Here is a 23,325-nt window from a genome sequence, read left to right as displayed (position 1 = left end):
GTAAATTTGTCCTTGCTGGTTGTCTGGCATTAATTATTGCCACTTCCCGTTTTCCAGAATATCAACAATCCTCCAGCAGACACCAAAGGGAGTAAACCCCACTTCAAAATGGTTGTTTCAATATCGAATTGAGTAAGGTTCAAAGTTCCCTCTTTATTTGTACGAACACATAAGGCCAAGCTTTGGGGCCGGAGGCGTGACAACACCGGAGGAAGCCTCCCCCTTTAAAATAGACGCCACCTTATATTCATCTTACACGGCTATTCTTTCATATTCATCTGGGTTTTTGAACCCAAGTGAACCATGTCTTCTTTTAAAGTTATAGGACCTATCAAGATACCAAGCTAAGTTAGTTCTTAGCTCCTCAACGGACTCAAAATTAAATCCTTTAAAACTCTCAGTTTTCAGTGTTTAAAAAAAATGATTCTACATACACATTATCATTCATAAACCCTGGACGGTTTATGCTCGGCTCAATACCCAGTTCTTTGAGTCGGTTTTGGTATGCATAAACACCGTACTCAGAATCTCGGTCGCTGTGAAATATTAGATCTGATTCTATATTTCTACGACGAATAGCTTTATTTAGCGCTGACAGTGTTAGCTCAACAGTTCTAGTATCTGACAGCTCCAAACCCAAAACTTTTCGAGAGTAAAGATCAATAATCACAGCTAAATATTGCCATTGCCCATTGATCTTCAGATAGGTTACATCACCAGCCCATTGAGAGTCTAGTTTACTCGGCATACCATGCTCTCTTTGTAAATTTTCAACCTTAATGCAAGGATTTCCAGGCAAAGGGCGTCGACGATAGATCCTTCCAGCTTTCCCCACGATTCCAACCTCTCTCATAAGACGTTCAACGTGTTTGTGATTTATTCGTTCACCATTAGCTTTCAGCTCTGCGCTAATTCTTGGACTTCCATAATTACCATCATACTGTGCATAGATAGTTTCGATACACGCCAGAATTCGCCTATTTTCTATGTCTCAAGTGCTCTCATCGCGGTTGAGCCACTTATAAAACCCGTGGGGTGAACTATTCAAGTATCTACATAAGTACCTGACACCAAAGTCTGATCAATTAAGAGCTATGAACGAGAATCTTTCGGCTTTGGATCTTTCAGGTACATTTCCCACTTTTTTAGGAAATCATTCTCCTTTTGCAATTTCTCAACCTGCTTTTTAGACATTTTATCTCTTTATCATCAATTTGAGACTGAGTTTTCGTTATCTTTATCATACTTATTCTACGGCTGGGCTTCTCGACCAGCTTGCCTTCTCTACTTTCCTGTCGCCATCTATACACCATTACTGGATGCAAACCAATAATGTTGGCGATAGTGGTCGTATCTACTTTCAGGTGATTAGTGAGAGCTACCACTCGAACTTTGAACTCTGTTGAATATTCAACAACCCACTCTTCACTCAGTATTTTCGGCATTTTTTCCTGCCCTCTTCAAAAGGTAGGCGTCTACTCAATGGGGGAAGGTCTCGTAAGCCGTCCCGCCCCGATAGGGGCGAACAAGGTGCGCTTGTTAAGTATGACGCGGCCCAAGCATGATGATTGCCATCCCAATTAGGCAAAATATAACACCTACAAAGTCCGTGACCACTGGTCGAGTTGACTCTACTGCCCAAAGCCAAAGTAGCGCGACTGAAACATAGACGCCACCATATGCTGCATAGGTACGGCCTGCAGCTTGTGGATGTAAGGTAAGCAACCAAACGAACAATGCCAGGCTTAATTCAGCAGGAACGAGCATCCAAATAGAATAACCTTGACGCAACCAAAGGTATGGGAGATAACAGCCCACAATTTCCGCTATGGCAGTAGCTATAAAAAGAAATAATACCTTTAATATTTCCATAGTTCTTTATGAATGCTTAACGCCTCAAGAAGGGGGCCAGTTACGGCGTCCCGCTTCCTTGATTTGTTAGTACCCTTGACGAATTTAGGGAGCCAAATAATTAGTGATAGTAATACTTTGAATATCAATTAAATCGGAGGAACCATCATAATCACGGAGATTATCATTCAACTCTCCAAGTTGATCAGTAAACTCATTCACCAGCGGGTAGTAGTCCCTTGATAAAACAGTTTCTTTATTTGGCCCAGAGAAAAGAATTACTTCTACATTTGTTAAGACGTTACCGCTAACTAGATTATCAAATGTGCTCTTAGTAAATTTTCCGTGATAGCTCATAGTTAACTGTAAGTACCCTTCTACATTCGTGAGTTCATACGAAAGGTCGCGCCCTCTAAGAGTGCAGCACCAGCCTATAATATCTCCATAGCTCCAGGTAAAGAAGTAATCTGTCTGATCGCAATCTTCATAGCCGCTTGGACAATCCATATTATAAAATAGGGCAAAGTCCTGCCCCATAATATCACCAGCTCCATCGGTAGCCACCACAACTTTTACTCCTATATCGAGAGCGTCTTCTCGCGATACGTTCTGTGAAAATCGTACAACAACTTCAAAAGAAGGAGGATCAATTGAAAGTATTTCGGAGGAGGTAAAGCTTTCTATTTCAGCGGGCATCTCTACTGGATCAGAACTATCTCCGCCGCTGCCACCGCTGCCACCGCTGCCACCGCTGCATGCGAGCAGAAGGCCCGCAAAAGAAGCTAGAGAGATCAAATGTAGAATTTTTTTTAGTATATATAACATCTAAGTTTAGGCTAATTTATTTTTGGTATCACTACTAACGCCGTGTTAACTGGCCCAGTGTAGCGAAACCAGCGTGTGGTAACGTGAGCGAAAGCGAGCCACATGCTGGTAGAACGTAGCTGGATCCACGTTCAACACTTAGCTAGAAACATCATATGCCGCTTTCTGGCTCTAATCTCTGCTTATCACTTTCAGCTTTCTGTTGCCACTTAGGCAGATACTTAGATTTCAATTTTTCAATTTCACTTGCTTTGTTTTTTGCCCAATTTAAACCAGTCTCGTTAGGCACAACTTCAGCCGTGCTATTGTACCAGCTATCAATCTGTTGTTGAGATACGTCTCCACTTGCAGGATTTAAACTAAACCTAGCCTTCCATACTCCCATTCTGGGCGACACCAAAACATAGTATGTTTTATTTTCCAAAAGATTCGCTTCAAGAAAATCTGCATTTTCTCCAATTACCATAAACATATGCTTGCCCGGTTCCGCTTGGTAGGCAACTCTTGTTTGCGCTGATACTGTACCTAGATAATTAGAGTCATTATAAATCGTCGACTGAATTGCTCCGCCATAATTGGAAGGCCTCATGAAATGAACCAACGCCTTACCGTCTTCAGGTTTTGTTACAACGGATTCCGGTGTAACTCTTGTCATATGATTGCTTTGGGTTGCACAGCCTGAAAAAAACAAAACCCCAAGAAATACAATTATCAACCTATTAAACATCTATCTTTCCTCTTTCTGTGAATGAAAATTTTTTCTAACGCCGCCAACAGCGGCCGAGCGTAGCGAGGTCCAGCCAGCTTTGCTGGCGATGCTGCTTGGCTTTGTTATACGCTGACATTGGTTTGTATTCCCTTGCTTTTGGCAAAGACTAGAAACTCATACAGAGATTCATTATCAAAAGCCTTGGCGGCAAAGTCTAGTTTAAACGGCTTGCCTGATACAGGAATAAAATTAAGCCTAGATGCCACTTGATCTTGGATAGCTCCACGGCCAGCAGAAAGCTTCTCTGCCTTGTTTGCACTTTGGTCAATATTGATTTCGCGTATTGTGCTTACAGGAACCTCAATATCTAGAGATTTCCATCCGGCTTTGCCTTTGACCCTTAATGTCTCATTGATAATTGACAACTGATAAGACGAAAGTGATTTTGTTAACCAACTAAGATAGAGATAGCCAGACAATACAAGAAGACCACCACCTATAACCCAGCCAATTTGCCTTGCCAAAGCTTCATCGATGCCAAATATATTTTTAAGAAGATACATGATTAACAAGACAAAAATCATTCCGTAGAACACAAGCGACACCAGTGCAAGAGGAAGCCAGCCAAGAAATGACTTTAGAATTTTCCTCTTACTATTACGCCTTACTTCCACTACTTCTCCGATTGCGTATAACGCCCGGCTTTGGGGCGGGCTTGGAGCTGCGACGCAGCGGAAAGACCGTCCCGACCCCGTAGGGGCGACAACAGCCGCTTGTTAGGGCGATTCATTGCACTGCACCAAGAAACTAGGGTTTATACCTAGAAAAACTTGAGCTCTACCATCGACCCAATAAGGCTTACTGTGTACATAGCTGAATGAAGGTAGCTCGACCTCGATGTCACTGCCATTAATTAAGCTTTTTCCTCGAACTACCCAATACCTTCCGTCCGTACCCCAACCATGATGTACGAGTTTGGATATATAAATTTTTGACCCTGCTTCTAATGGAAATAGCATCGAGCGCTGCTTTTCAAAAATTAGCCGATCAAATAGTTGCCTATCAATAAAAGCTTGATCTTTTCGATAATCAGCCCAGCTGGTAGGAAAACCGCCCACTCCTTGTGCTTGGATACTATTACATAGCTCGCTATTGTTATTGAATCCTGTGAGGTCAGCGCAACGTCCTTCGAAAACGAAAGCGGGTTGCTTTAACTCATAACATTGACCCACTATGTGTGTATATTCAGCATCTTTACTGAAATCAGCAGATTGTATGGTGCATCCAGAAAACAAGTGAATACTGAAGAAGATGTATATGGCTCGATGCATTATCTGTCCATAGCCCTAACAGTTTATTAAAGAGCCAGGGGCTCACTATCCTTTTGGCTACTATTTCTGGGATGGAGGCTTCAAGCTCCACAAAAAAGCCTTTATTTACAGCAGGCTATAAACCACTGTCTAAATAGCAACCAGGGATAGTGAGCCACTGACTCAAGTCGTCCGACTCAACTTCCCGTTCTTAAACACACTTTACCCATAATTCAACCAATAAGTTAGGGAGCACCTTTCTGTAGATGTAAGCCACGGCTCTATAATTCGGGCCCTCGCACCGGCGACACGCTTTCTCCACTGTCCAGCTTTTCGCTCGAAAGAACTTATCCAGAAACTAAAGCTACAAGCTTTCTTCTTCCTTCCTTTACACGAACACGAAATAGTTCAGGGTGAGCCTCTGCCAACTCTATCCATGAACCTGCTGATTCTGGTTTTCTTTGAAGCTGTCCCCCCACCCCCTCTTCGCTTCTACTCGTGCCTTTATGATATGCAAGGACTTGTATTAACGACAAAACCTCTCCCAACCGTGCAAGCTCTAAATAAAATGATTTTTTACCACTCATACCATCTTCCTTAATGCGCAAAAAATTAATTCAATAGAAACTTCGTTATGTGCAAGTATTTTCGCTGCTATAGAACACCTTGAGCCCCCTTAAAAAACCAACTGAATAGCACCTCTACCAGTGAATGGGTGAGTGAAGACGCTGTTGATTCTAATTAACCCAGGCAAAGAGCGTGATGTTGCACATGAGAAGAAATCAATATTTATCCAGGCAAGCGAGTGACTAAAAGGGATTTTTTGTGAAAAGGTAAAATTTCAGACGAAAAAAAAGGGCCTAAAGGCCCTTTTTTCTTTCTTGTGAGTTTTGTCCGGTTTTTATTCACCGGATAAGAGGTCATTAGCCTCTTCTCACAACCCCTTGATAGACAAGGGAAATTTGGTGGAGCTAAGCGGGATCGAACCGCTGACCTCAACACTGCCAGTGTTGCGCTCTCCCAGCTGAGCTATAGCCCCAAATCCTTTTTGCTTAACGTTTCCGTTGAAAGCGAGGCGCATTTTAGCAAGGTTTAGACGCCTGTCAACAGAAAAAATAACTTTTTAATCAATTAGTTAGCAACTTAGCCGGCACAGCCCCCTACCGGGGGCTGTGGGGTACTTAGGGGAGTGAGGCGTACTCTTTCTCCCAACGTTTGAGGACTTTTTTCCCGGCGCCGCCCAGAGCATCGATGGCCTGGCGCAGGCGGGCGCGGCTGAGGTCTGGGCCCAGTAGTACCATGGCGTCCATCACAGAGAAGGAGGCGGTGGTGCCACTAATGGCAACAAACAGGGGCGCGTTGAAGTCCTTGAGCTTAATCTCCATGGACGTGGATAGAGTCTTCACCGCCTGGAAAATACTGTCGCGGTCCCAGGCACGCAGGGCTTCCAGACGCCACAGGGCGAATTGCAGCAATTTCTTCTGCTCATCCAGCTCCAACTTATTGCCACTGAAGCTCTCCTCGGTGAGCGGCAGCTTACCGGAGGCAAGGAAGCTCACCAGCGGTGCGAAATCGCCGAAGGTCTCCATACGCTCTTTGGCATGGGGCAGTACCTTGAGCAGGTTCTCGCGGTTAAACATCCAGTCCATAAGGCGGTCGGCAAGCTGCTCATTTTCCAACTCGCGAATCCACAGGCCGTTCAGCCAGGACAGTTTCTCTACATCGAACACCGGGCCGCCCAGGGAAACGCGGTGGATATCGAAATGTTCGAGCATTTCCTCCAGAGAAAACTTCTCGCGCTCATCCGGCATGGACCAGCCCATACGGCCCAGATAGTTGAGCAGAGCTTCGGGCATAAAACCGGCGCGCTGATAATAAAGAATAGAAGTGGGATTTTTGCGCTTGGACAGCTTAGTTTTATCCGGGTTGCGCAGCAGCGGCAGGTGGCAGAGCACCGGCATTTCCCAACCGAAGTATTCATATAGCAACTGGTGCTTGGGTGCGGAGTTAATCCATTCCTCACCGCGCAGCACATGGGTGATCTCCATCAGGTGATCATCCACCACGTTGGCCAGGTGGTAAGTGGGCATGCCATCGGACTTGAGCAGAATCTGCGCATCGACCTGGGCCCAGTCGATCTCAATAGTACCTCGCAGCAGATCCTCCACTACACAGGTACCGCTCTCCGGTACGTTCATGCGCACTACATAGGGGGCTCCGGCGGCGCGACGCTTCTCTACTTCCTCTTCCGACAGCGCCAGGTCACTGGGCTTCAGTGAGGTGCGGCCGGCTTCGCGCAGTTCTTCACGCAGCTGCTCCAGCTCTTCGGCGGTGCGGTAACAGTGAAAGGCATGGCCTTTCTGCACCAGTTCATCGCAGTAAGTTTTGTAGATATCACCGCGCTCACTCTGCCGATAGGGGCCGTGGGGACCGCCTACGTCTGGACCTTCCTGCCAGTCCAATCCGAGCCAACGCAGGCTATCGAGAATCGCCTGCTCGGATTCCGGGGTGCTGCGCTGCTGGTCAGTATCTTCGATACGCAACACAAACTGGCCGCCCTGGGCGCGGGCAAAACACTGATTAAACAGGGCAATATAGGCGGTACCAACGTGGGGATCACCGGTTGGAGACGGTGCGATTCGGGTTCTTACGGTCATGACAAACCTGGTTGAAGATAAATAAAGGACTCTAAAGGCGCGGGATTATAGCGCTGGCCGCGCGTCGGGCACAGATACAAGCTGGTCGCTAATAAGATCTTTTAGGCGCCATAAATCGAAAATTACCCGTAAATGACGTGACTTGAATCACAAAAAAAGTATGATCCCCGCCATAAAGATGGAATAGCTTGACTAACGCATTACCCCTGACAAGTGCAGGATCTTCGCGAGCGGCTTTTCACAGAACGATAACCAACGGCTCAGGAAGATACGCCATGCACAAAAATGTAGTTCGTTCACTGGCCTCTGCTCTCGCAGCAGGCATGCTTTTCAGCGCTTCGGCCGCCACCATGGCAGCCACCAATAGTGCCAGTAGTGATATCACCCTTACCTTTAACCCGAGCATTGTAATTGCCGATGTCGGCGATATCACAATTACCAACCCTGCCCTGGATACCGATGCCGTTGCCAGCGATGACTTTTGTATCGGCGGTTTTGGCTTTCCCACCTTTAGCATTACCTTTGAAAGCAATGATGGCAATAACGATACGGCTTTCAGCCTCTCCGGCAACGGCCTAGACGTTCCCTACAGCGTCGGCTTCGACAACAGCACTAACGGTTCCTTTACTGTGGTTAATGAGGGTGAGCCACTAACTGGACTAGATCGTAACGCCGCTTCTTGCAGTGGTTCCGACAATGCCAGATTCCAAATCACTGTTGCCAATAGCGCTTGGCAGACCAATGATGTGCTGGATGGCACCAGCTACACCGATACGCTGCTGATCACTGTAGCCTCAGAATAATTTTGTGGCGTGGCCGGATAGGATTTCCAGCCAAACCCATCGCAGTTTATGGCAGGACGTCTTAACCAATGGCATGCGCTGGCATTTTGTCTGGCGCAGGCCATTCACGCCGATTGCTTTGCAGCAACAGCAGCCACTTTTCTGCTGGAGACCTCTGCACCGGAAGGGTTTGATTCACTGACCGAACCACAGCAGTTATTGGCAGACCTCTACTATGGCGGCCGCCAAATAGGCGCAGCGCCAATTACTGTTAACCCCACCCATATCCAATTCGACGAGCCAGAGCAATTGCTCCCTCTTCTACCTAAATTATTAGATAGAGAGACCGTAATAGCGGCGCTGGCCAAGCCTTTGCCCAGAAATTCACAGTATCTCTGTCGTTCAAGCTGGCAGCGAAAGTGTGGCTATCTAGTGCCTGAGCAGGTGGCGGTCATTTACGATGAAAACCGCTATCGGCTCGATTTATTTTTCTCCGCAAAGTTATTGCCACAAGAAGCCGCCATCAGCGACCCCTATCTCCCGGCCTCCACCAGTGAATTTTCCATTGTTCAAAACCTCAGTGGCGCCTGGAGTGGTGTGGAGAGTAATCTCGGTAAAAACAGTCAGAACGCCACTTTGAATGGCAACACCATTATCAGCTTTGGCGAGAGCGCCCTACACGCCCAGTGGTCGGCTGCCACTGCGCAGCACAATCAGATTAGTGCCCTACATTGGTCTAGGGATTATCGTGGAAGAGCCTATTCGATTGGCTTACTACAACCCCAAGGGGGCTGGCACTATTTCGGTAACCACAGCAGCCTGTATGGGTTAGAGATGCGCAGCTCCCAGCTCAGCCGTACAGACATTAAATATCGGCAGGGCAGCCCACTGGAAATCAATATGCCGGTACGCGGGCGTGTGGAAATTTACCGGGATCAGCGGCTGATCCACACAGAAATGCTGGAGGCCGGTAACCGGTTGCTAAACACCAGCACCCTGCCGCATGGTTCCTACGAAATTGAGGTGCGAACTTTTGATGAAATGGGGCGCTCGCTGCACAGCCACTCAGAGTTCTTTACCAAAGACTCCCTGCTACCGGCCCCAGGGGAATGGTCCTGGAATTTTTATGCAGGGCAACCCGCGCACAATTACAGTAACTATCAGACGCTACCCGAGCGCTACGAGGATGTGCTGGCTCAGGGATCTATAGCTCGACGCTTAAGTGGCAATCTGGGGTTCTTTGCCTCGGCAGCCTCAACCCGTGAGCAACAACTTTACGAGATTGGCGCCCGCTGGATAGGTGGCTTCTTCGAAGTTTCGCCGAGCATAGTGACTAACAAGGATGGACGCAGTGGTCACAGGGTTCAGGCGCTGTTGAAAACCCCATTCGCCACACTGAGTGCTATTGATACCAGGCTGGATGACGCTGCCGATTTTGATCAAACCAAGTGTCTGCAACTGCTACCACTAGGTTACTCGCAGCGCAGCCTGGCTCTACAGAGCAATCTACTGGGAGGGCAACTCTCTCTGCGCTTGCGTGAGCGAGACAGCGGGTATCGCTTGTTGCCCGGAGAGCAAGTCGACAAATTAGATAATGCGAGTAAGCTCACCAGCCTATCCTTCAAACGCAACTTCTTACAAAGTGCTAAGTGGCTGGGCAGTGCCACTTTCTCACACCATAAGGCCGACGGGCAGCAGTATACTGGCCTGGAGATAGAACTCCGACGCCGCGCCAAACACTGGCAGCACAGCGCCAATCTACACAGTGAGCGCAGTAATCACAGCAATCACGAACAGCGCTTGCTCCTGGAGAGTCGCTGGCACGATAGGGACCTATGGGCAGCGGAATTTGAGCAACAAATCACTGCAGAAAAAAGCACGCATGGCCGTTATCTTGAGAGCAGCAGCCATCTCGCCGGCCACTTCGGATATTTAAACAGCACTCTCAGCTTTAATAACGTTAACCATAGCAAGGCTTTCAATTATCTGGGTGGCTTCAATACCAACCTAATTGTTGCAGAAAATACCTTCGCCTGGGGTGGTGAACGCGCACTGGAAAGTGCTGTAGTTATTGAAATCGATGGCAGCGACCAACAGAATTTTGAAGTATTAGTTGATGGCAACCGGCGCGGCTATGCCAAAGGCGGTGATAGGTCTGTAATCAACTTGCCGGCATTTCAGAGTTATGACTTGTCTCTGCGCCCATTGGATAATGGTTTCTTTGATTACCGCGAACAAAGTAAAACCTTCACCCTATATCCCGGTAATGTTAGTTCCACAACTTATCAGATAGAGCAACAGCTGCTTATTTTGGGGCGTCTAACCGATATGGGTGAGGGATTGCCTAATACCCGATTATTTATCGGTGAACACAGTACCACCACCGATCGGTACGGCGTTTTCCAATTAGGTATAAATACCAACAAGAAGAGCCTGCTTACTCAAGCATTAACTTGGGATCACTGTCAGGTTCCCATAAAAATTCTATCTTCTGGGGATAGCTGGTTGAATCTAGGCAGCATTGAACAATCCAAGGCCAACTGCCACATCGAAACTACTGCGGGGTTAACCAGTGCGCAGCATTAAACACTTAATTGGAAAACTCCTTTGGCTGGGTGTTCTTTTTTTACATTGTCATAATCCGGCCAAGGCACAAAGCTGCTCCAGCAATGACAGCTTGCGCACCTGTAATCTGGGCGGCACACACACCCTAAATTACCAGTCCAATAGCCAAGTAGTTCCCTTCACCTTGCGCAGTCGCAGCGCATTCAGTGGCCGCGCCCTAGCTTACTACGCGGAGCTCACTCCTTTAAGTGGTAGCACTTACTCTCTAACTGCCGACAATGGCGACACTTTGGATATCTCCTTTACATTAAACCCCAGCAATAGTGATGCACAGCTACTCACACTGAACAATCTCGTTGGCCCCTTTAACGGTAGTAGCAATGATGTCAACGCCTCCTTAACCCTGAACATAGACGATACTAAAACGCCCTCCTCTAATCGCTACAATGGTAGTTTTCAAATCACCCTAGAGCAGTACTTCCTTATTTTCCTTGTTGATAGCGAAACAGTAGAGTTTGATATTGTTTTACAGGTAGAGCCCCGTATTGCAATTCGTAACCTGGGGGATATTAATCTCAGCAACTCGGGTATTTCCTTCGGCCAGGCAATTGAAGGACAGGAAGTTTTCTGTATTGGCGGTATTGGGTTTGACCGCTATACCGTAAATTTATCTAGCAGTAATGGAAGCACAGGTGGAACTGGGAATCAGCCTTTTTCCCTTAAAGGTGTTAATGAAAATATTACCTATTCGGTTGGCTTTAGTAATACGTTAAACAGCAACACGTTCAATAGTCCTAATAGTCAGGGTGATATCGCGGGGTCATTTACTAGACAATCAGATGAAGCTTGTACTATTGATAACGCCAGAGTATCTATCTCAGTTGCTCCCTCAGATTGGGAACAGGTCGGGGAACCTGTATATACTGATGTACTGACAATTACGGTTAGTAGCCAATAATAACTTTTACAACTTCTTACTGACCGCCAGCTTTGTAAAACAACTTTAGTATTAAATAAAATAATTACGCCAACCAAAAAAACTCCATTAGCTGGCGCTAATCCATCAAAACTCTTATACACCTCCCTCATTAGCGCTTCTATGGGAATCGCTCTGCTAACACCCCTCTCAAATTCCATGGGCGCCGCATAAGAACTTTTGATTCATATAAAACGGCATTTTAAATACTCTAAAAACCCCTCAAATCCAGGCAAGCAAATATTGTGACAATTCAGGCGCACCATTTATCCAAAAATAAGAAATTATCACTATTTTCTACCGACCCACTGGGAAATTTTCCCTATTCTTTTAGCCGCAAGATCAACTATACCCTTCTCCGCTCACACTTAACAAAAGGACATCAATAATGAAGCACATGTTAAGAGGTTGTGTCATCCCTGTGGCGATGGCTGCTATATCCACCGTTGGGGCACAATTTGCCCTAGCAGCCACTGATCAGGCCAATACAGAAATAATGCTAAAGTTTAATGAGTCGATTGATATAAATGGCCTCGAAAACCTCACCTTTGAAGACCCCGCCCCAAGTACTGATGCCGAGGGCTGGGTGGATTTTTGTATTCGAGGTATTGGATTCACAAACTTCGAGATTCAATTTGACAGCCTCAATGGAGACGGTGCATACATACTAAGTAATGGCTCCACGGATATCGCCTACCAAGTTAGCTTTAGAAATGTTTCGGGAGGAAGCTTTTCTCCCACAAATGAAGGTGTAGCCCTGAACGGACAAATTCTTCAAAATCCTGGCAACTGTAATGGAGCTCCAGATAACTCCACCTTTGAAGTATTAATTCCAAATGCAAATTGGGAAAATCCCAATGTTTTAAGCGGCACTATATATACCGACGTTTTGACAGTGACAGTTACGTCAGAATAACCAATAGAAATAATAAAATATAATTTTGGTCAGGGAACAACCTCCCTATGGTAATGGTAAATAAAAGCAACGTCGGGAAGTTTCCCTGGATGCTCTTACCGCTATGGCTCTGGCATACAACTGCAGTATCAACAGAACCAATGCATCTCGTAAGCACAGATGTACCTGCAGGTTTTGCAGATCTAACCAAGCCCCAAAGGATTGTGGCAGACCTGTACTATGGCGGGCGCAGTTTGGGCTCGGCGCTAATTATTGCCGAGCCTGAATTCGTGCGTTTTGTAGAACCTGAGGAGGCTATCAAGCTTCTCCCTGTCAGCCTAAACCCCGAGCGCCTGCTGCTTTCATTACAGGCTTCACTGGAAAAAAATAGTGATCGAATTTGTCGTGATAACTCCCAAACAGATTGTGGATTTATAAATCCAGAATACTTCGCAGTAATCTATGACGAAGAGAGGTATCGACTGGATGTTTTTTTCTCACCAGAGCTACTTCCTCAACAAGAGGCCCTGACCGACCGATACTTGCCCCCAGCCAGCAATAGTTTTTCCATTGTGCAAAATATCAGTGGTTCCTGGTCGGGAGCACAAAGCGATGAAGTAGACAGCAACACACAAACTACTTTATCTGCTACCAGCATTATTGGATTTGGTGAGAGCGCTATTTACGGGGATTGGTACACAGCCAACGAAATTGGTACTCGTGTCAGTAGCTTGCATTGGGAAAGGGACTTCCGCGGAAAAGCCTATAGCCTGGGATTACTGCAACCAAAAGGAAATTTCAGTACTTTCCAATCATTACATCGTCTCTACGGATTTGAGCTCCGTGACTCTCAGTACAGCCGCACAGACATCGGTTATCAACACTCCGCCCTGGTAGAAATAAACATGCCAGTGCGTGGCCGGGTGGAACTGTACCGAGATGGTCGTATGATTCACTCCGATTTAATGGAAGCTGGAAATCACTTACTGGATACCACCACCTTACCACATGGCGCTTACAACATAGAAATTCGTATTTACGACGAAGCTGGCAGATTAATTAATAATACTACTGAATTTTTTACCAAGGATTCACAACTGCCCGCACCGGGTGAGTGGCGCTGGAGCCTGCAGGGAGGAATGCCAGTAAAACCTGAAATATCCTCCGGAATGCCGGATCATTATCAGCAAGAGTTACTGCAAGGATATATTGCCCGCCGCCTTTCAAAAAATTTTGGCGTTTTCTCTACACTAGCAGCTACAGAAGGTCAGCAATTTATGGAGGTTGGTGGCCGTTGGGTAAGCTCTTATTTAGAACTCTCTCCCTCTATGGCTAGGGAGTCCAATGGTCTAGATGCCTATAAATTACAGGCTCTGATAAAAACGCCCTATGCAATGTTGAGCGCCTATCGGATCAAGATTGATGAGCAGAGAAATGATGTAAAGCCCGATAGATATACCCTGCTAAGCAATAGGTTGTCTCAAAGCAGTATTAGCCTGAGAGCCCCACTTTTTGGTGGAAACCTAACGCTAAGGCGCAGTAAGCGCAATCGAAGTCCGGGAAATTACACTGACTCACTCTCTCTGGACAGTCAATTCAGTGAAGCCCAAGAACTTAGGACCTTGGAATATCGTAGGAATATATTTCGAGGAAGAAAATGGCAAGCTACAGCCAATCTGGCCTACAGTGACGCTGACGGGGAAAAATATACACTGCTGAGTATTGAACTTCTTCAAACCAATAAAAATTGGCAAAACTCTTTTAACCTACGTGGTGAGCGCCAACAAGGAAGCGGTGACAACCAATATCTAGAAGTCCAAACTCGCTGGCGTGATGCCGACCGCTGGGCAGCAGAAGTAAACCAGGAGTTCACTATAGAAGCAACGCCGGAAGATTACTATTTAAGAAGCTATAGTCGACTTGCTGGAAAATATGGTTTTATCAGCTCCACCATTAGTCATAGTGACGTTAACAATAGCCGCTCTACAAATTATATTGGGAGTTTTAACACCAATATCATTGCCACAAAGGACCATATAGCCTGGGGCGGTGAACGCTCATTGGAAAGTGCCATCATTGTAGATATTGAAGGCAGCCAACGGGAAAACTTTGAAGTATTAATCGACGGTAGCCGCCAAGGTTATGCGAAAGGCGATAGTAGGTCCGTGATCAATCTTCACCCATTTAAAAGCTACGATATATCACTTCGTCCTCTAGGGGATGGTTTCTTTCGCTACCGTGAAAATACCGATCAAGTGACACTTTATCCTGGCAGCGTGACCACCGCTACTTACAAGATTCAACCTGTCTATCTGACCATAGGTCGAGTTATGGCTAAGGGTCAGGGGTTAGACAATGTGTTAATTTCCATTGAAGGAGAGTCAACACTCACAGATAGCTTTGGTGTTTTTCAATTGGAAATACCTCTTTCTGACGAGCCCCCTTCACATCTCGAAGTCACCTGGCTTGATTGTAATGCCAAAGTTGAGGTTGTGGAGTCCAGTGAAGACTGGTTAAACCTCGGGGTTATTGATGAAAGTTCAGCCAACTGTCAAATCTCACAGACTGCTAAAACAAATGACACCCAATAAAAAATCAAGAAAGTTTATTAAAAATTTTCTTATACTAATTTTTCTTCTCTATCTGCCAAATAGCAGCCTTGCCAGCTGCCAAGGTGACACTTACCTGCGCATCTGCAATCTCTCTGGATGGCACACGATCAACAACCAAGCACAACAGCAGAATATTAGCTTCACATTCCTCAGCCAGGAACTCGGGGCAGCCTCACCTTTTTCACTGGAGATTCAGCCAGAGCATGAGGGTTATTATAGGTTATACGCCGATAATGGTGATACCGTAGATTTATCTTTAGCTTTATCTGCCCCTCATCGTAAATACTTTACTTTTCGCCCTGGTAAAACTTATCAGGACATACCCGGCAGCATAAGCGATTTCAATGCTGACCTTAAAGTAAAGTTAGTTGGGAATAGAAACTTCACCTCCAGCAGTTACCGAGGGAATTTTCAATTGCAGGCTATTCAAGAGGAATCAGGCAAAGCTGAGGAAATTAATTTTTCCATAGAACTAACAATTGAACCAACAATCAAGATCCTGCAACTCGACAATATATTTCTTAGTGATACAGGAATCTCACCGGGACAGGATATAGTTGGTCATGAAGATTTTTGCGTTGTTGGCAACGGCTTTAGCCATTACGCCATCTCCCTTTCCAGTAGCAGCGGCATCATCGCTGGTAATAGCGGGCGCATTACCACTAGCCTCCAAGAAGAAATGTTTATGCTCACCGGCATAAGAGAAGAATTGCCCTATATGGCCAGCTTTTCTAATAATGCACAGGGGAGAGCGCTCAAAAACCTCAACGCATCCGGGCATATTCCCGGTATTTATGCTCGCACAACCCCAGAGGGATGCCTTGGCGACAATACCAGAATTACTATTAGAGTACCATCTCCTTACTGGGAACGTGCAACAGAATCCAAATATACAGACGTCCTTACCGTGACAGTTACTAGCCAGTAGCCAATACTAATAGCCATGATTAATGAGAACTTCCGCTTAGCTATACCCTATACAAGCAGTACATTTAGAGTTTGAACGATTGGTTTAGATTTAACCCCAGGCATAAAACAAAAATGGACTTTTTCTTTAAACTGAAAAAATTTCAATGCTGTAAATCAGGTATAAACTTTCGATATTATAAGAGGGATACCAAACCAGGTCTTAGATATCCCCTTATCGTATTTATTCTATATCACCTAGTCAGTAAAAATCTTAGCTAACTGACCCTTAACTGCCCAAAGGAAGCCGCACTCGCTCGCTATCACGCCCTCTTAAAAAGAGCTCTAGTTCCCCTTCGGTGGGAAGGTCCTCTAACGTCAGGCTTGTTCCAGAATACAAACGACCTGAAATATCAAGCTTTTGACATTCACCCTCGCTTGGGCAATGGCGGGCCTCAACCACTTCAACATTGATATTTCCGATGTTCTTTAAGTAGCGTTGACTTCCGTCAGCCTGTAACTCCAGCTGGTAACTTCCATCTTCAGGTTGCACAAATACTAATGCCTGGTAGGCCACAAGAATTTTTAGTGCGGTTTGCTCCGACTTGACCTCCCCAACTACTGGCTTGAAGGTAACCCGGTAGACCTTCTCTTCCTTTAAATCTCTATCCAACGCCATTAGACGAAAACGTTTCCTCTCTCCTGGCGCCAATATGGCCTTGGCCGGGCTCACCAACAACCTGAATTCATCCGGGTTAATCACTCGAATGCGCTCTTCGTTATCTAGCCCGGGGTTATCTACCCGAAATATTTCTGTCTGTACATACAGGGTCTCTTTATCCGGATTAGTGATAACCACGTCATCACGCGCATTGGGAGCATCATCAAGATAAAAAATTATTTTATCCAGGGACATAGCTGCCAGTGCGGGCTGCCCCAATAGCAACAAGAAAGAGAGCAGTATTTTTTTCATCGCTCTATCATCCACCTAAATTAACCATTATTTTAAAAACTGCATTCATCGAATTTATATGGCTGTTTGTAATACTCTGGCCATATTTCTGTTCCAACTCAGGGAGTCCTACAGAAATTCACCCCCATACAAAAGAATTAACTTAGAGCTAGTCATTCAAAAATGATTTGTTCTTGAAATGATTACTCCGCTGAAATCATCACTCCCGAAAAGTTCTCAATGGACTTTGTTTCCAGGCACTTATCAGCACCTGAATAATATACACGCTGCTCAGAGGAAGACAGCAGAGCTTCGCTTGTTAAACGAAAATGTTTGGCCGGTATGTTGCGTAGACAAAACCTTGCCGATTCCCTGCTTCGCTCATAACGCCACTGCACCTGAGGTGTAAAACTCAGCACTATCTGTGAAGTTGCCTGGGCAGTCTGTCCTGCAGACTGTACATGCTCCGCTAACGCTAGCACAGTGGTGGAAATTGCCAAAAGCAGAATACGTCTTTTACTACTCACGGGGGCTATATACCTCTTTAACAGCGCAGTTATGCCACAGCTGCACAGACATCTAAAGGGCACACCTTAAGTTTAGCTGGCTATTCCCTAGTCTTGAGGACTGCACTTGAGCATTGAAATTTCCGCCCAACTCTACTTGCAACAACCTCTCCAGGGTCTATTTTTCCTGTAAGACCCAATTCCAGCCTGGGTCATTTGACCCTTGGGTTTCAGAGCGCCTAAGCGCCTATATCCACTCGACAATAACGCCTGCTTTCCGGATTTGACACACATGCTAATCGCGCACCGAGGCGACAAAACCCGCCACCCGGAGAATACCATCGCCGCCTTCGAAGCGGCCCATAATCTGGGCGCCTGCGCCATTCAGTGCGATGTCCGTTTTAGCTTGGATGGCACTCCCTGGTGCTACCATAGCGATACACTGCCTATGCCAAGTGATAAGCGCCAACATTTCTTCCACGATCTAAGGGACTCCCAACTCAACCGCTTACCTATCGACTCCTTTATAAAATTGGTGGACTGGGCCAGCTGTCACCGGCACCTGGATTGGTTTGTAGGCATCTCCGCAGCCAATATCACCAACATGGGTTTTACAGCCGTGGTAAAGAAGCTCATGGAGTTAATGCGTAACGAACGCGAGTCCTTCGCGCTGCTCACAAAAGACTGTCGCAGTCTTCGGGCCGCCCGCAGCATGGGCTGGCATAGAGTGGCCTTGCAAATCAACAGCGTTCCACGCTGCCTGTCTGCCGATATCGTTACTCTCGCCCCGGAGTTTCTGCTGATTCGCGACAGCTTCGTCGATTGCGAAGAATTACCCCCTGGCCCCTGGCAGTGGGTTGTCTATGAAATTAACTCTGCTGAAGAAGCTGTACTCTGGCGAAAGCGAGGTGCGCACCATATCCTCACCGGCAACCTGCCACTATTGATGCGCTCCTGGGAAGCGAGTGATGTCTACGGATTTTGATGTACTGGTAGTTGGCGCGGGAATTCTTGGCGCAGGCACCGCAGAGGCCCTGGCCAAGGAACGGCATTCAGTCGTGATTCTGGAACAGCTCGGTATCGCCGCAGCCACCTCCTCACGCTCATCCAAGCTTATCCATGGGGGCCTGCGCTACCTCGAGAGCGGTCAATTCCGACTTGTCTATGAGTGCCTGCGCGAACGTCACTGGCTGCTGGAAAATAAGCCGCAGCTGGTGCGTATGGTGCCCTTCTATATTCCTATTTACCGTGACAGCAAGCGTCCACCATGGATGGTCAGACTGGGGCTTAGCCTTTACGCGCTCCTCTCGGGCATCGGCAGTGAGGCCTCGCGCTTTCGCGCTTTACCCAAATCCGAATGGGATACCCTACCTGGCCTCAAGCAAGAGGATCTACTCGCAGTATTTCGCTATTACGATGCGCAAACAGACGATGCCGCCCTAACCCGTGATGTAGTCGCCTCAGCAATTGCGCATGGTGCGCAAATCATCTGTCCCGGCAGTTTAGTTGGGGCGGAAGTTACCGAGGAGGGGGTGCGGGTTGATTACGTTGCCGACGGCAAACTCAATACTCTACACACCCGCGCCCTGGTTAATTGCAGCGGCCCCTGGGTAGCGACCACCAACGCGCGCTGTTCTCCCTCTGTAACCCTACCTCCTATAGACCTTGTCGCTGGCACCCACATATTGTTGCCACTGTCGCTCGGCAATAAGATCTTCTATGTGGAAGCCGAGGATCATCGAGCGGTCTTCGTAATGCCGTGGCAAGACAAAACCTTAGTTGGCACCACAGAGCGCCCCTTCTTCGGCGATCCACGAGAAGTGGTTCCCACCATGGAAGAGGAGGCTTATTTGCTACGTACGGTACAGCAGTATTTTTCCCAGACACGCAGCCTACAGGTGGAGGATATATGTGATAGCTATGCTGGATTGCGGGTTCTACCGGAAGCGGAAAAAAGTCCTTTCGCCCGCTCGCGGGAATCCATGATTTGCTGTGATAATGAGCGCAAGCCGCGTATTCTCGCGGTCGCCGGCGGCAAGCTTACCAGCTACCGCGCCACCGCACGCAAGCTGGCCAAAAAATTACAAGCCACCCTGCAAGGTAAGGGCCCCCCAAGCGAAAACTATTCCTCACACATTAATACGTCCAGCACCTCAGAAAGGGAGCGCAATCTTTAAAATTATCTAAACAGCATTTAGAAGTCTGTAAATACCTAGATCCATTTATAGTGTTTTAGATAAATAATGCGATGCTTGCCCCTTGGGGCGACCGGACAAGGTTGCCATGTGCTCATAGCCATTTTTTTCATAAAATGGCTTTGCCTGCCAGCTTGTTGTCTCAACCAATGCTTTCTCACACCCTTTCTCTCTTGCGAAAAGTTCAGCGTTTTTTACAAGTTCCGCACCCACACCTTGGCCTCGGCACTCTTCCGAAAGCCAAAGCAACTCAATATGCAAAGTATTCCAATAACAAGAAGCACGGATACCACCAATTATCTCATTAGAGGAATTTCTAGCAAAAACTGTAAATTTAACCTCATCTTCATTTCGCTCAAGCCCAGGAACACTTGCTTGGTTAAAGTCGATAATACCTTGACTTAATATATTGGATTCATCTTTAGACGGTGACATTGTAATATCTATACTGAACATTTTTCACTCTTATACTTAACAACCAATAAAGCTGGACCAATACCAATTTTCACTTTTTAATTTGCATAAAAAATTGACCATCGAAGATGGTATGGTTTCCACTGTTGCAACCAAGACTTTTAATCACTTGAACTTAGTCTAATTATTATTTTTCTGCTAATACCAATTACTCCCTGAAGCACTACACAATAAGTAACAAGAGGTAGTACTCACAAGTGCGATATGGTTGAAATTTACATGACCAATTATTAACCCATCTCGCACCAAAGTACAAAAAATCCACTCTTTAGAGATTTAAGTCAAGTGTTATATATGACTGTTTCTTAACGTTGTCGCGAGAAGATAAAACCCTTTTGATTTCTAAAAGGTACAAATCGATAAGCAACTGGAAGAAAATATTAAATACGAATTTACAGAGTTAAGATATTGATTGAATTACTCCTACCAACTCCCAATTACCTTAATTTCTCACTCTGAGGGCGAGCTAACTTTGTCACTCAGTTTTTTATAAAGCATTCAAGTATATTGAGCCACCCTCTAGCCCACTTCTGCCCCCTCTCTTTTATGCAATGTACCCTAACACTATGGGGTCTTTGTTTTACATCCCATATAATGGCGGGCTACTCTGTTTTTATTAGTCTTTTACATCGTAGTTTATGTCTGATTACAGTCCCCACCGCTTTTGCACCGCGCCACTACTCGATTGGAGTGACCGTCACTGCCGCTATATGTGGCGCCTACTGAGTAAATGCGCTCGCCTTTATAGCGAAATGGTGACCACTGGGGCAATTTTGCACGGAGATCGCCAGCGCCACCTGCAATTTGACGCTGCCGAACAACCTGTCGCCCTGCAGCTCGGCGGTAGCGACCCGCGCGAGCTGGCGGAGTGCGCACGAATTGCCGAGGAGTGGGGGTATGCGGAAATCAACCTCAACTGCGGCTGCCCCAGTGACCGGGTTCAGTCTGGACGTTTTGGCGCCTGCCTGATGGCGGAACCAGATGTTGTAGCTGCCGGCTTATCTGCAATGCGTGACTCAGTGTCTATTCCGGTCACAGTCAAACACCGTATCGGTATAGACGATATGGAAGACTACCCTGGCCTGACCCGTTTTGTGGAGGCGCAGGCAGCCATCGGCACAGAGACATTTATCGTCCATGCCCGCAAAGCCTGGCTGCAGGGCCTCAGCCCAAAGGAAAACCGCGAAATCCCACCGCTTAACTACGATATGGTTTACCAGCTGAAAAAGGATTACCCACAGCTGCAAGTCATCATTAATGGTGGCATTAATTCTCTGGAAGAATGCCAGCAACATTTACAGCGGGTAGATGGTGTTATGCTCGGTCGCGCCGCCTATCAGACCCCAGCACTTCTTTCACAAGTGGACAGTGTGTTGTTTGGAGAAAATGAAGGACCCGATGCCGCGCAAGTGGTCGAGCAGATGTTGCCCTATATCGAGCGAGAACTGGCAAGTGGTCAACGCCTCAACCATATTACCCGGCATATGCTCGGGCTCTTTCAGGGCCTGCCCGGGGCACGCCGTTTCCGTCGTCATCTGAGTGAAAATGCTCACAAGAAAGGGGCAGGGCCTGAGGTTGTGGAGCAAGCTTTGTCACTGGTCACCCAAGCGGCTTAACTTGGAAGGCCAGTATTTCATAGGAAGGGAAGCCAAATACTATCGAGGGAATCGCGATGAATAAACTGGATCAACTCAAACAGCGCAGCCAGGTGGTAGCAGATACTGGCGATATTGATGCCATACGCCGCTATCGCCCCCAGGATGCCACCACCAATCCCTCTTTACTCTTTAAGGCTGCCCAACTGCCCCAATACAAGGGCCTGATCCAAGAGTCACTGGACTGGGCAACTCACCACCACAGTGGCGCTAACTCCTCTGAAACAGCGCGGCTGGCTGCAATCAAGCTGGCTGTCAGTATCGGCAGTGAAATATTGCAATTGATCCCTGGGGTAGTCTCTACCGAGGTGGACGCGCGCCTGTCTTTCGATACCCGCGCCACTATTGATTACGCCAGACACCTTGTGGCCCTATACGAGCGCGAAGGCGTAGCCCGGGAGCGAGTACTAATTAAAGTCGCCGCCACCTGGGAGGGAATAGCAGCAGCAGAGATATTGGAACGGGAGGGCATTCACTGCAACCTCACCCTGCTGTTCTGTTTGAGCCAAGCGATTGCCTGCGCCGAAGCTGGAGTAACACTGATCTCTCCCTTTGTGGGCCGCATCCTCGACTGGCATCTAGCCAATGGAGACCGCAAAGCCTTTAGCGGTGAAGAGGATCCCGGTGTACTGTCGGTACGCAATATCTATCATTATTATAAGTCGCGCGACTACTCCACCATTGTGATGGGCGCCAGCTTCCGCAACACGGAGGAGATCGAAGCGCTGGCCGGATGCGATCGCTTAACCATCAGCCCTCAGCTGCTCCAGTCTCTGGAAGAGAGCGAGGGTTTATTGGTTGGTGGGCTTCCCACGGTCAACGAACCGCTGCCACGCCCTGAGGGGCGACTCTGCGAAGCAGCATTCCGCTACCAACTCAACAGTGATGCCATGGCCACAGAAAAGCTCGCCGAGGGTATCCGTAATTTTGTCAAAGACCAGGAGCGGCTCGAAATGCTGCTGCAGAGCCAAGTGATGGGACGCCGGGAAACTGATGCTGCAACAAATCCGTAAGCTGTTTGAACAGATTGGCAACAGTGCCGATGTTGAAATGCACGATGAAAAAGACGTGCGAATGATTAGTGCCGCCTTACTGGTTGAGGTGGCTACTGTGGATCAAAAGCTAGACCCGCGCGAACGTAACACTTTGATCGAACTACTTTGCCAACACTACGCGCTGAGCAGCCATGCGGCGGCAGAGATTATTGATGAAGCCATAGAGCAAAGGGAGCGAGCCACTTCCCTGTTTGAGTTTACCCAGGCCGTCAATGACCAGTTCAGCGAGCGAGACAAGTACCTGCTGGTTCGGCAGATGTGGCAGGTGGCTTTTTCCGACGATGTGATCGAGGCTTTTGAAGAACATCTAATCCGCCGGGTTTCCGAGTTAATTTACCTTCCCCACGGACTCTTTACCCGCGCACGGGCGGAAGCTAGAGATATGCGGGGTAGCTGAAAA

Annotated in this window: 24 protein-coding genes and 1 tRNA gene; 11 read left to right on the top strand and 14 right to left on the bottom strand. The window is 47.2% G+C overall.

All coding sequences use genetic code 11. The features are described 5' to 3' along the window. Nucleotides 1–252: 252 nt before the first annotated feature. The 11 genes from ACJJI0_RS19650 to gltX form a co-directional block, all read right to left on the bottom strand. Entirely contained in the window at nt 253–408 is a 156-nt protein-coding gene (locus tag ACJJI0_RS19650; protein ID WP_444885959.1) for an IS3 family transposase, read from the bottom strand. Beyond that, nucleotides 398–970 carry an IS3 family transposase gene (locus ACJJI0_RS19645; RefSeq protein ID WP_444885958.1) on the bottom strand — a complete coding sequence of 191 codons (573 nt, stop codon included), beginning with the start codon at nt 968–970 and terminating at the stop codon, nt 398–400. The genes ACJJI0_RS19650 and ACJJI0_RS19645 overlap by 11 nt, the downstream gene beginning before the upstream one ends. Before the next feature lie 175 nt (nt 971–1,145). Continuing rightward, the gene (locus tag ACJJI0_RS19640) at nt 1,146–1,445 is read right to left on the bottom strand and encodes a transposase (protein ID WP_444883885.1); all 300 of its coding nucleotides are present in this window, start codon (nt 1,443–1,445) and stop codon (nt 1,146–1,148) included. A gap of 94 nt (nt 1,446–1,539) precedes the next feature. Next, the gene (locus ACJJI0_RS19635) at nt 1,540–1,872 is read right to left on the bottom strand and encodes a YnfA family protein (RefSeq protein ID WP_444883884.1); all 333 of its coding nucleotides are present in this window, start codon (nt 1,870–1,872) and stop codon (nt 1,540–1,542) included. 84 nt (nt 1,873–1,956) lie between these two features. Next, nucleotides 1,957–2,676, bottom strand: a complete 720-nt coding sequence (locus ACJJI0_RS19630) for a hypothetical protein (RefSeq protein ID WP_444883883.1) — start codon at nt 2,674–2,676, stop codon at nt 1,957–1,959. 151 nt (nt 2,677–2,827) lie between these two features. After that, nucleotides 2,828–3,403 (bottom strand): hypothetical protein, encoded by a 576-nt coding sequence (locus ACJJI0_RS19625; RefSeq protein WP_444883882.1) that lies wholly within the window; start codon nt 3,401–3,403, stop codon nt 2,828–2,830. Nucleotides 3,404–3,507: 104 nt separating this feature from the next. Then, a complete protein-coding gene (locus ACJJI0_RS19620) occupies nt 3,508–4,059 on the bottom strand; it encodes a hypothetical protein (protein WP_444883881.1) in 552 nt (183 codons plus the stop codon). Between the two features lie 102 nt (nt 4,060–4,161). Then, nucleotides 4,162–4,716, bottom strand: a complete 555-nt coding sequence (locus tag ACJJI0_RS19615) for a hypothetical protein (RefSeq protein WP_444883880.1) — start codon at nt 4,714–4,716, stop codon at nt 4,162–4,164. A gap of 326 nt (nt 4,717–5,042) precedes the next feature. Further along, nucleotides 5,043–5,282: a hypothetical protein gene (locus tag ACJJI0_RS19610; protein WP_252084712.1), complete on the bottom strand. Its 240-nt coding sequence runs from the start codon at nt 5,280–5,282 to the stop codon at nt 5,043–5,045. A gap of 376 nt (nt 5,283–5,658) precedes the next feature. After that, nucleotides 5,659–5,734: transfer RNA gene (locus ACJJI0_RS19605), tRNA-Ala, on the bottom strand. Between the two features lie 142 nt (nt 5,735–5,876). Beyond that, nucleotides 5,877–7,352 (bottom strand): glutamate--tRNA ligase, encoded by a 1,476-nt coding sequence (gene gltX, locus ACJJI0_RS19600; RefSeq protein WP_444883879.1) that lies wholly within the window; start codon nt 7,350–7,352, stop codon nt 5,877–5,879. A gap of 275 nt (nt 7,353–7,627) precedes the next feature. Here gltX and ACJJI0_RS19595 point away from each other — a divergent pair, with 275 nt between their 5' ends. The 6 genes from ACJJI0_RS19595 to ACJJI0_RS19570 all read left to right on the top strand — a co-directional run bounded on the left by ACJJI0_RS19595 (nt 7,628) and on the right by ACJJI0_RS19570 (nt 16,110). Continuing rightward, a complete protein-coding gene (locus ACJJI0_RS19595; protein ID WP_444883878.1) occupies nt 7,628–8,155 on the top strand; it encodes a hypothetical protein in 528 nt (175 codons plus the stop codon). A 48-nt stretch (nt 8,156–8,203) separates the two neighbouring features. Beyond that, nucleotides 8,204–10,720 carry a TcfC E-set like domain-containing protein gene (locus ACJJI0_RS19590; protein ID WP_444883877.1) on the top strand — a complete coding sequence of 839 codons (2,517 nt, stop codon included), beginning with the start codon at nt 8,204–8,206 and terminating at the stop codon, nt 10,718–10,720. Further along, entirely contained in the window at nt 10,707–11,657 is a 951-nt protein-coding gene (locus tag ACJJI0_RS19585; protein ID WP_444883876.1) for a hypothetical protein, read from the top strand. Before ACJJI0_RS19590 ends, ACJJI0_RS19585 begins: the two co-directional genes overlap by 14 nt. Before the next feature lie 406 nt (nt 11,658–12,063). Further along, nucleotides 12,064–12,591, top strand: a complete 528-nt coding sequence (locus ACJJI0_RS19580) for a hypothetical protein (RefSeq protein ID WP_444883875.1) — start codon at nt 12,064–12,066, stop codon at nt 12,589–12,591. A gap of 140 nt (nt 12,592–12,731) precedes the next feature. Further along, nucleotides 12,732–15,161, top strand: a complete 2,430-nt coding sequence (locus ACJJI0_RS19575; protein WP_444883874.1) for a TcfC E-set like domain-containing protein — start codon at nt 12,732–12,734, stop codon at nt 15,159–15,161. Beyond that, nucleotides 15,103–16,110 carry a hypothetical protein gene (locus ACJJI0_RS19570; RefSeq protein WP_444883873.1) on the top strand — a complete coding sequence of 336 codons (1,008 nt, stop codon included), beginning with the start codon at nt 15,103–15,105 and terminating at the stop codon, nt 16,108–16,110. Before ACJJI0_RS19575 ends, ACJJI0_RS19570 begins: the two co-directional genes overlap by 59 nt. Before the next feature lie 267 nt (nt 16,111–16,377). Here ACJJI0_RS19570 and ACJJI0_RS19565 read toward each other — a convergent pair whose 3' ends face one another. After that, on the bottom strand, nt 16,378–17,061 hold the full coding sequence (locus tag ACJJI0_RS19565) for a fimbria/pilus periplasmic chaperone (RefSeq protein WP_444883872.1): 684 nt from the start codon (nt 17,059–17,061) through the stop codon (nt 16,378–16,380). A gap of 182 nt (nt 17,062–17,243) precedes the next feature. Beyond that, the gene (locus tag ACJJI0_RS19560) at nt 17,244–17,567 is read right to left on the bottom strand and encodes a hypothetical protein (protein ID WP_444883871.1); all 324 of its coding nucleotides are present in this window, start codon (nt 17,565–17,567) and stop codon (nt 17,244–17,246) included. A gap of 271 nt (nt 17,568–17,838) precedes the next feature. Between ACJJI0_RS19560 and ACJJI0_RS19555 the strand changes: the two genes are divergently transcribed. Further along, nucleotides 17,839–18,531 carry a glycerophosphodiester phosphodiesterase family protein gene (locus ACJJI0_RS19555; protein ID WP_444883870.1) on the top strand — a complete coding sequence of 231 codons (693 nt, stop codon included), beginning with the start codon at nt 17,839–17,841 and terminating at the stop codon, nt 18,529–18,531. Next, nucleotides 18,515–19,723, top strand: coding sequence for a glycerol-3-phosphate dehydrogenase/oxidase (locus tag ACJJI0_RS19550; RefSeq protein WP_444883869.1), 1,209 nt, complete (start codon nt 18,515–18,517; stop codon nt 19,721–19,723). The genes ACJJI0_RS19555 and ACJJI0_RS19550 overlap by 17 nt, the downstream gene beginning before the upstream one ends. A gap of 45 nt (nt 19,724–19,768) precedes the next feature. Here the strand turns inward: ACJJI0_RS19550 and ACJJI0_RS19545 are convergent, their stop codons facing one another. After that, on the bottom strand, nt 19,769–20,197 hold the full coding sequence (locus ACJJI0_RS19545; protein WP_444883868.1) for a GNAT family N-acetyltransferase: 429 nt from the start codon (nt 20,195–20,197) through the stop codon (nt 19,769–19,771). Between the two features lie 656 nt (nt 20,198–20,853). Between ACJJI0_RS19545 and dusA the strand changes: the two genes are divergently transcribed. From dusA to ACJJI0_RS19530, 3 genes are read left to right on the top strand one after another with little or no spacing between them, the layout of a single operon-like run. Beyond that, entirely contained in the window at nt 20,854–21,831 is a 978-nt protein-coding gene (dusA, locus tag ACJJI0_RS19540) for a tRNA dihydrouridine(20/20a) synthase DusA (protein ID WP_444883867.1), read from the top strand. Nucleotides 21,832–21,887: 56 nt separating this feature from the next. Beyond that, nucleotides 21,888–22,883 (top strand): transaldolase, encoded by a 996-nt coding sequence (gene tal / locus ACJJI0_RS19535; protein ID WP_444883866.1) that lies wholly within the window; start codon nt 21,888–21,890, stop codon nt 22,881–22,883. Then, complete coding sequence (locus tag ACJJI0_RS19530) at nt 22,864–23,322, top strand: tellurite resistance TerB family protein (protein ID WP_444883865.1); 459 nt, start codon at nt 22,864–22,866, stop codon at nt 23,320–23,322. The genes tal and ACJJI0_RS19530 overlap by 20 nt, the downstream gene beginning before the upstream one ends. The last annotated feature ends 3 nt before the right edge of the window (nt 23,323–23,325 follow it).

It is taken from the genome of Microbulbifer mixtoriginis (SeqCode), from assembly GCF_052466695.1.
This window is presented reverse-complemented; position numbering and strand designations above follow the sequence as displayed.

What these genes read in the sequence shown, in the direction of transcription:
- ACJJI0_RS19640 (WP_444883885.1), bottom strand. Translation starts at nt 1,445, where the DNA reads ATGCCGAAAATACTGAGTGAAGAGTGGGTTGTTGAATATTCAACAGAG.
- ACJJI0_RS19635 (WP_444883884.1), bottom strand. Translation starts at nt 1,872, where the DNA reads ATGGAAATATTAAAGGTATTATTTCTTTTTATAGCTACTGCCATAGCG.
- ACJJI0_RS19630 (WP_444883883.1), bottom strand. Translation starts at nt 2,676, where the DNA reads ATGTTATATATACTAAAAAAAATTCTACATTTGATCTCTCTAGCTTCT.
- ACJJI0_RS19625 (WP_444883882.1), bottom strand. Translation starts at nt 3,403, where the DNA reads ATGTTTAATAGGTTGATAATTGTATTTCTTGGGGTTTTGTTTTTTTCA.
- ACJJI0_RS19615 (WP_444883880.1), bottom strand. Translation starts at nt 4,716, where the DNA reads ATGCATCGAGCCATATACATCTTCTTCAGTATTCACTTGTTTTCTGGA.
- ACJJI0_RS19610 (WP_252084712.1), bottom strand. Translation starts at nt 5,282, where the DNA reads ATGAGTGGTAAAAAATCATTTTATTTAGAGCTTGCACGGTTGGGAGAG.
- gltX (WP_444883879.1), bottom strand. Translation starts at nt 7,352, where the DNA reads ATGACCGTAAGAACCCGAATCGCACCGTCTCCAACCGGTGATCCCCAC.
- ACJJI0_RS19595 (WP_444883878.1), top strand. Translation starts at nt 7,628, where the DNA reads ATGCACAAAAATGTAGTTCGTTCACTGGCCTCTGCTCTCGCAGCAGGC.
- ACJJI0_RS19590 (WP_444883877.1), top strand. Translation starts at nt 8,204, where the DNA reads ATGGCAGGACGTCTTAACCAATGGCATGCGCTGGCATTTTGTCTGGCG.
- ACJJI0_RS19580 (WP_444883875.1), top strand. Translation starts at nt 12,064, where the DNA reads ATGAAGCACATGTTAAGAGGTTGTGTCATCCCTGTGGCGATGGCTGCT.
- ACJJI0_RS19575 (WP_444883874.1), top strand. Translation starts at nt 12,732, where the DNA reads ATGCATCTCGTAAGCACAGATGTACCTGCAGGTTTTGCAGATCTAACC.
- ACJJI0_RS19570 (WP_444883873.1), top strand. Translation starts at nt 15,103, where the DNA reads ATGAAAGTTCAGCCAACTGTCAAATCTCACAGACTGCTAAAACAAATG.
- ACJJI0_RS19565 (WP_444883872.1), bottom strand. Translation starts at nt 17,061, where the DNA reads ATGAAAAAAATACTGCTCTCTTTCTTGTTGCTATTGGGGCAGCCCGCA.
- ACJJI0_RS19555 (WP_444883870.1), top strand. Translation starts at nt 17,839, where the DNA reads ATGCTAATCGCGCACCGAGGCGACAAAACCCGCCACCCGGAGAATACC.
- ACJJI0_RS19550 (WP_444883869.1), top strand. Translation starts at nt 18,515, where the DNA reads ATGTCTACGGATTTTGATGTACTGGTAGTTGGCGCGGGAATTCTTGGC.
- ACJJI0_RS19545 (WP_444883868.1), bottom strand. Translation starts at nt 20,197, where the DNA reads ATGTTCAGTATAGATATTACAATGTCACCGTCTAAAGATGAATCCAAT.
- dusA (WP_444883867.1), top strand. Translation starts at nt 20,854, where the DNA reads ATGTCTGATTACAGTCCCCACCGCTTTTGCACCGCGCCACTACTCGAT.
- tal (WP_444883866.1), top strand. Translation starts at nt 21,888, where the DNA reads ATGAATAAACTGGATCAACTCAAACAGCGCAGCCAGGTGGTAGCAGAT.
- ACJJI0_RS19530 (WP_444883865.1), top strand. Translation starts at nt 22,864, where the DNA reads ATGCTGCAACAAATCCGTAAGCTGTTTGAACAGATTGGCAACAGTGCC.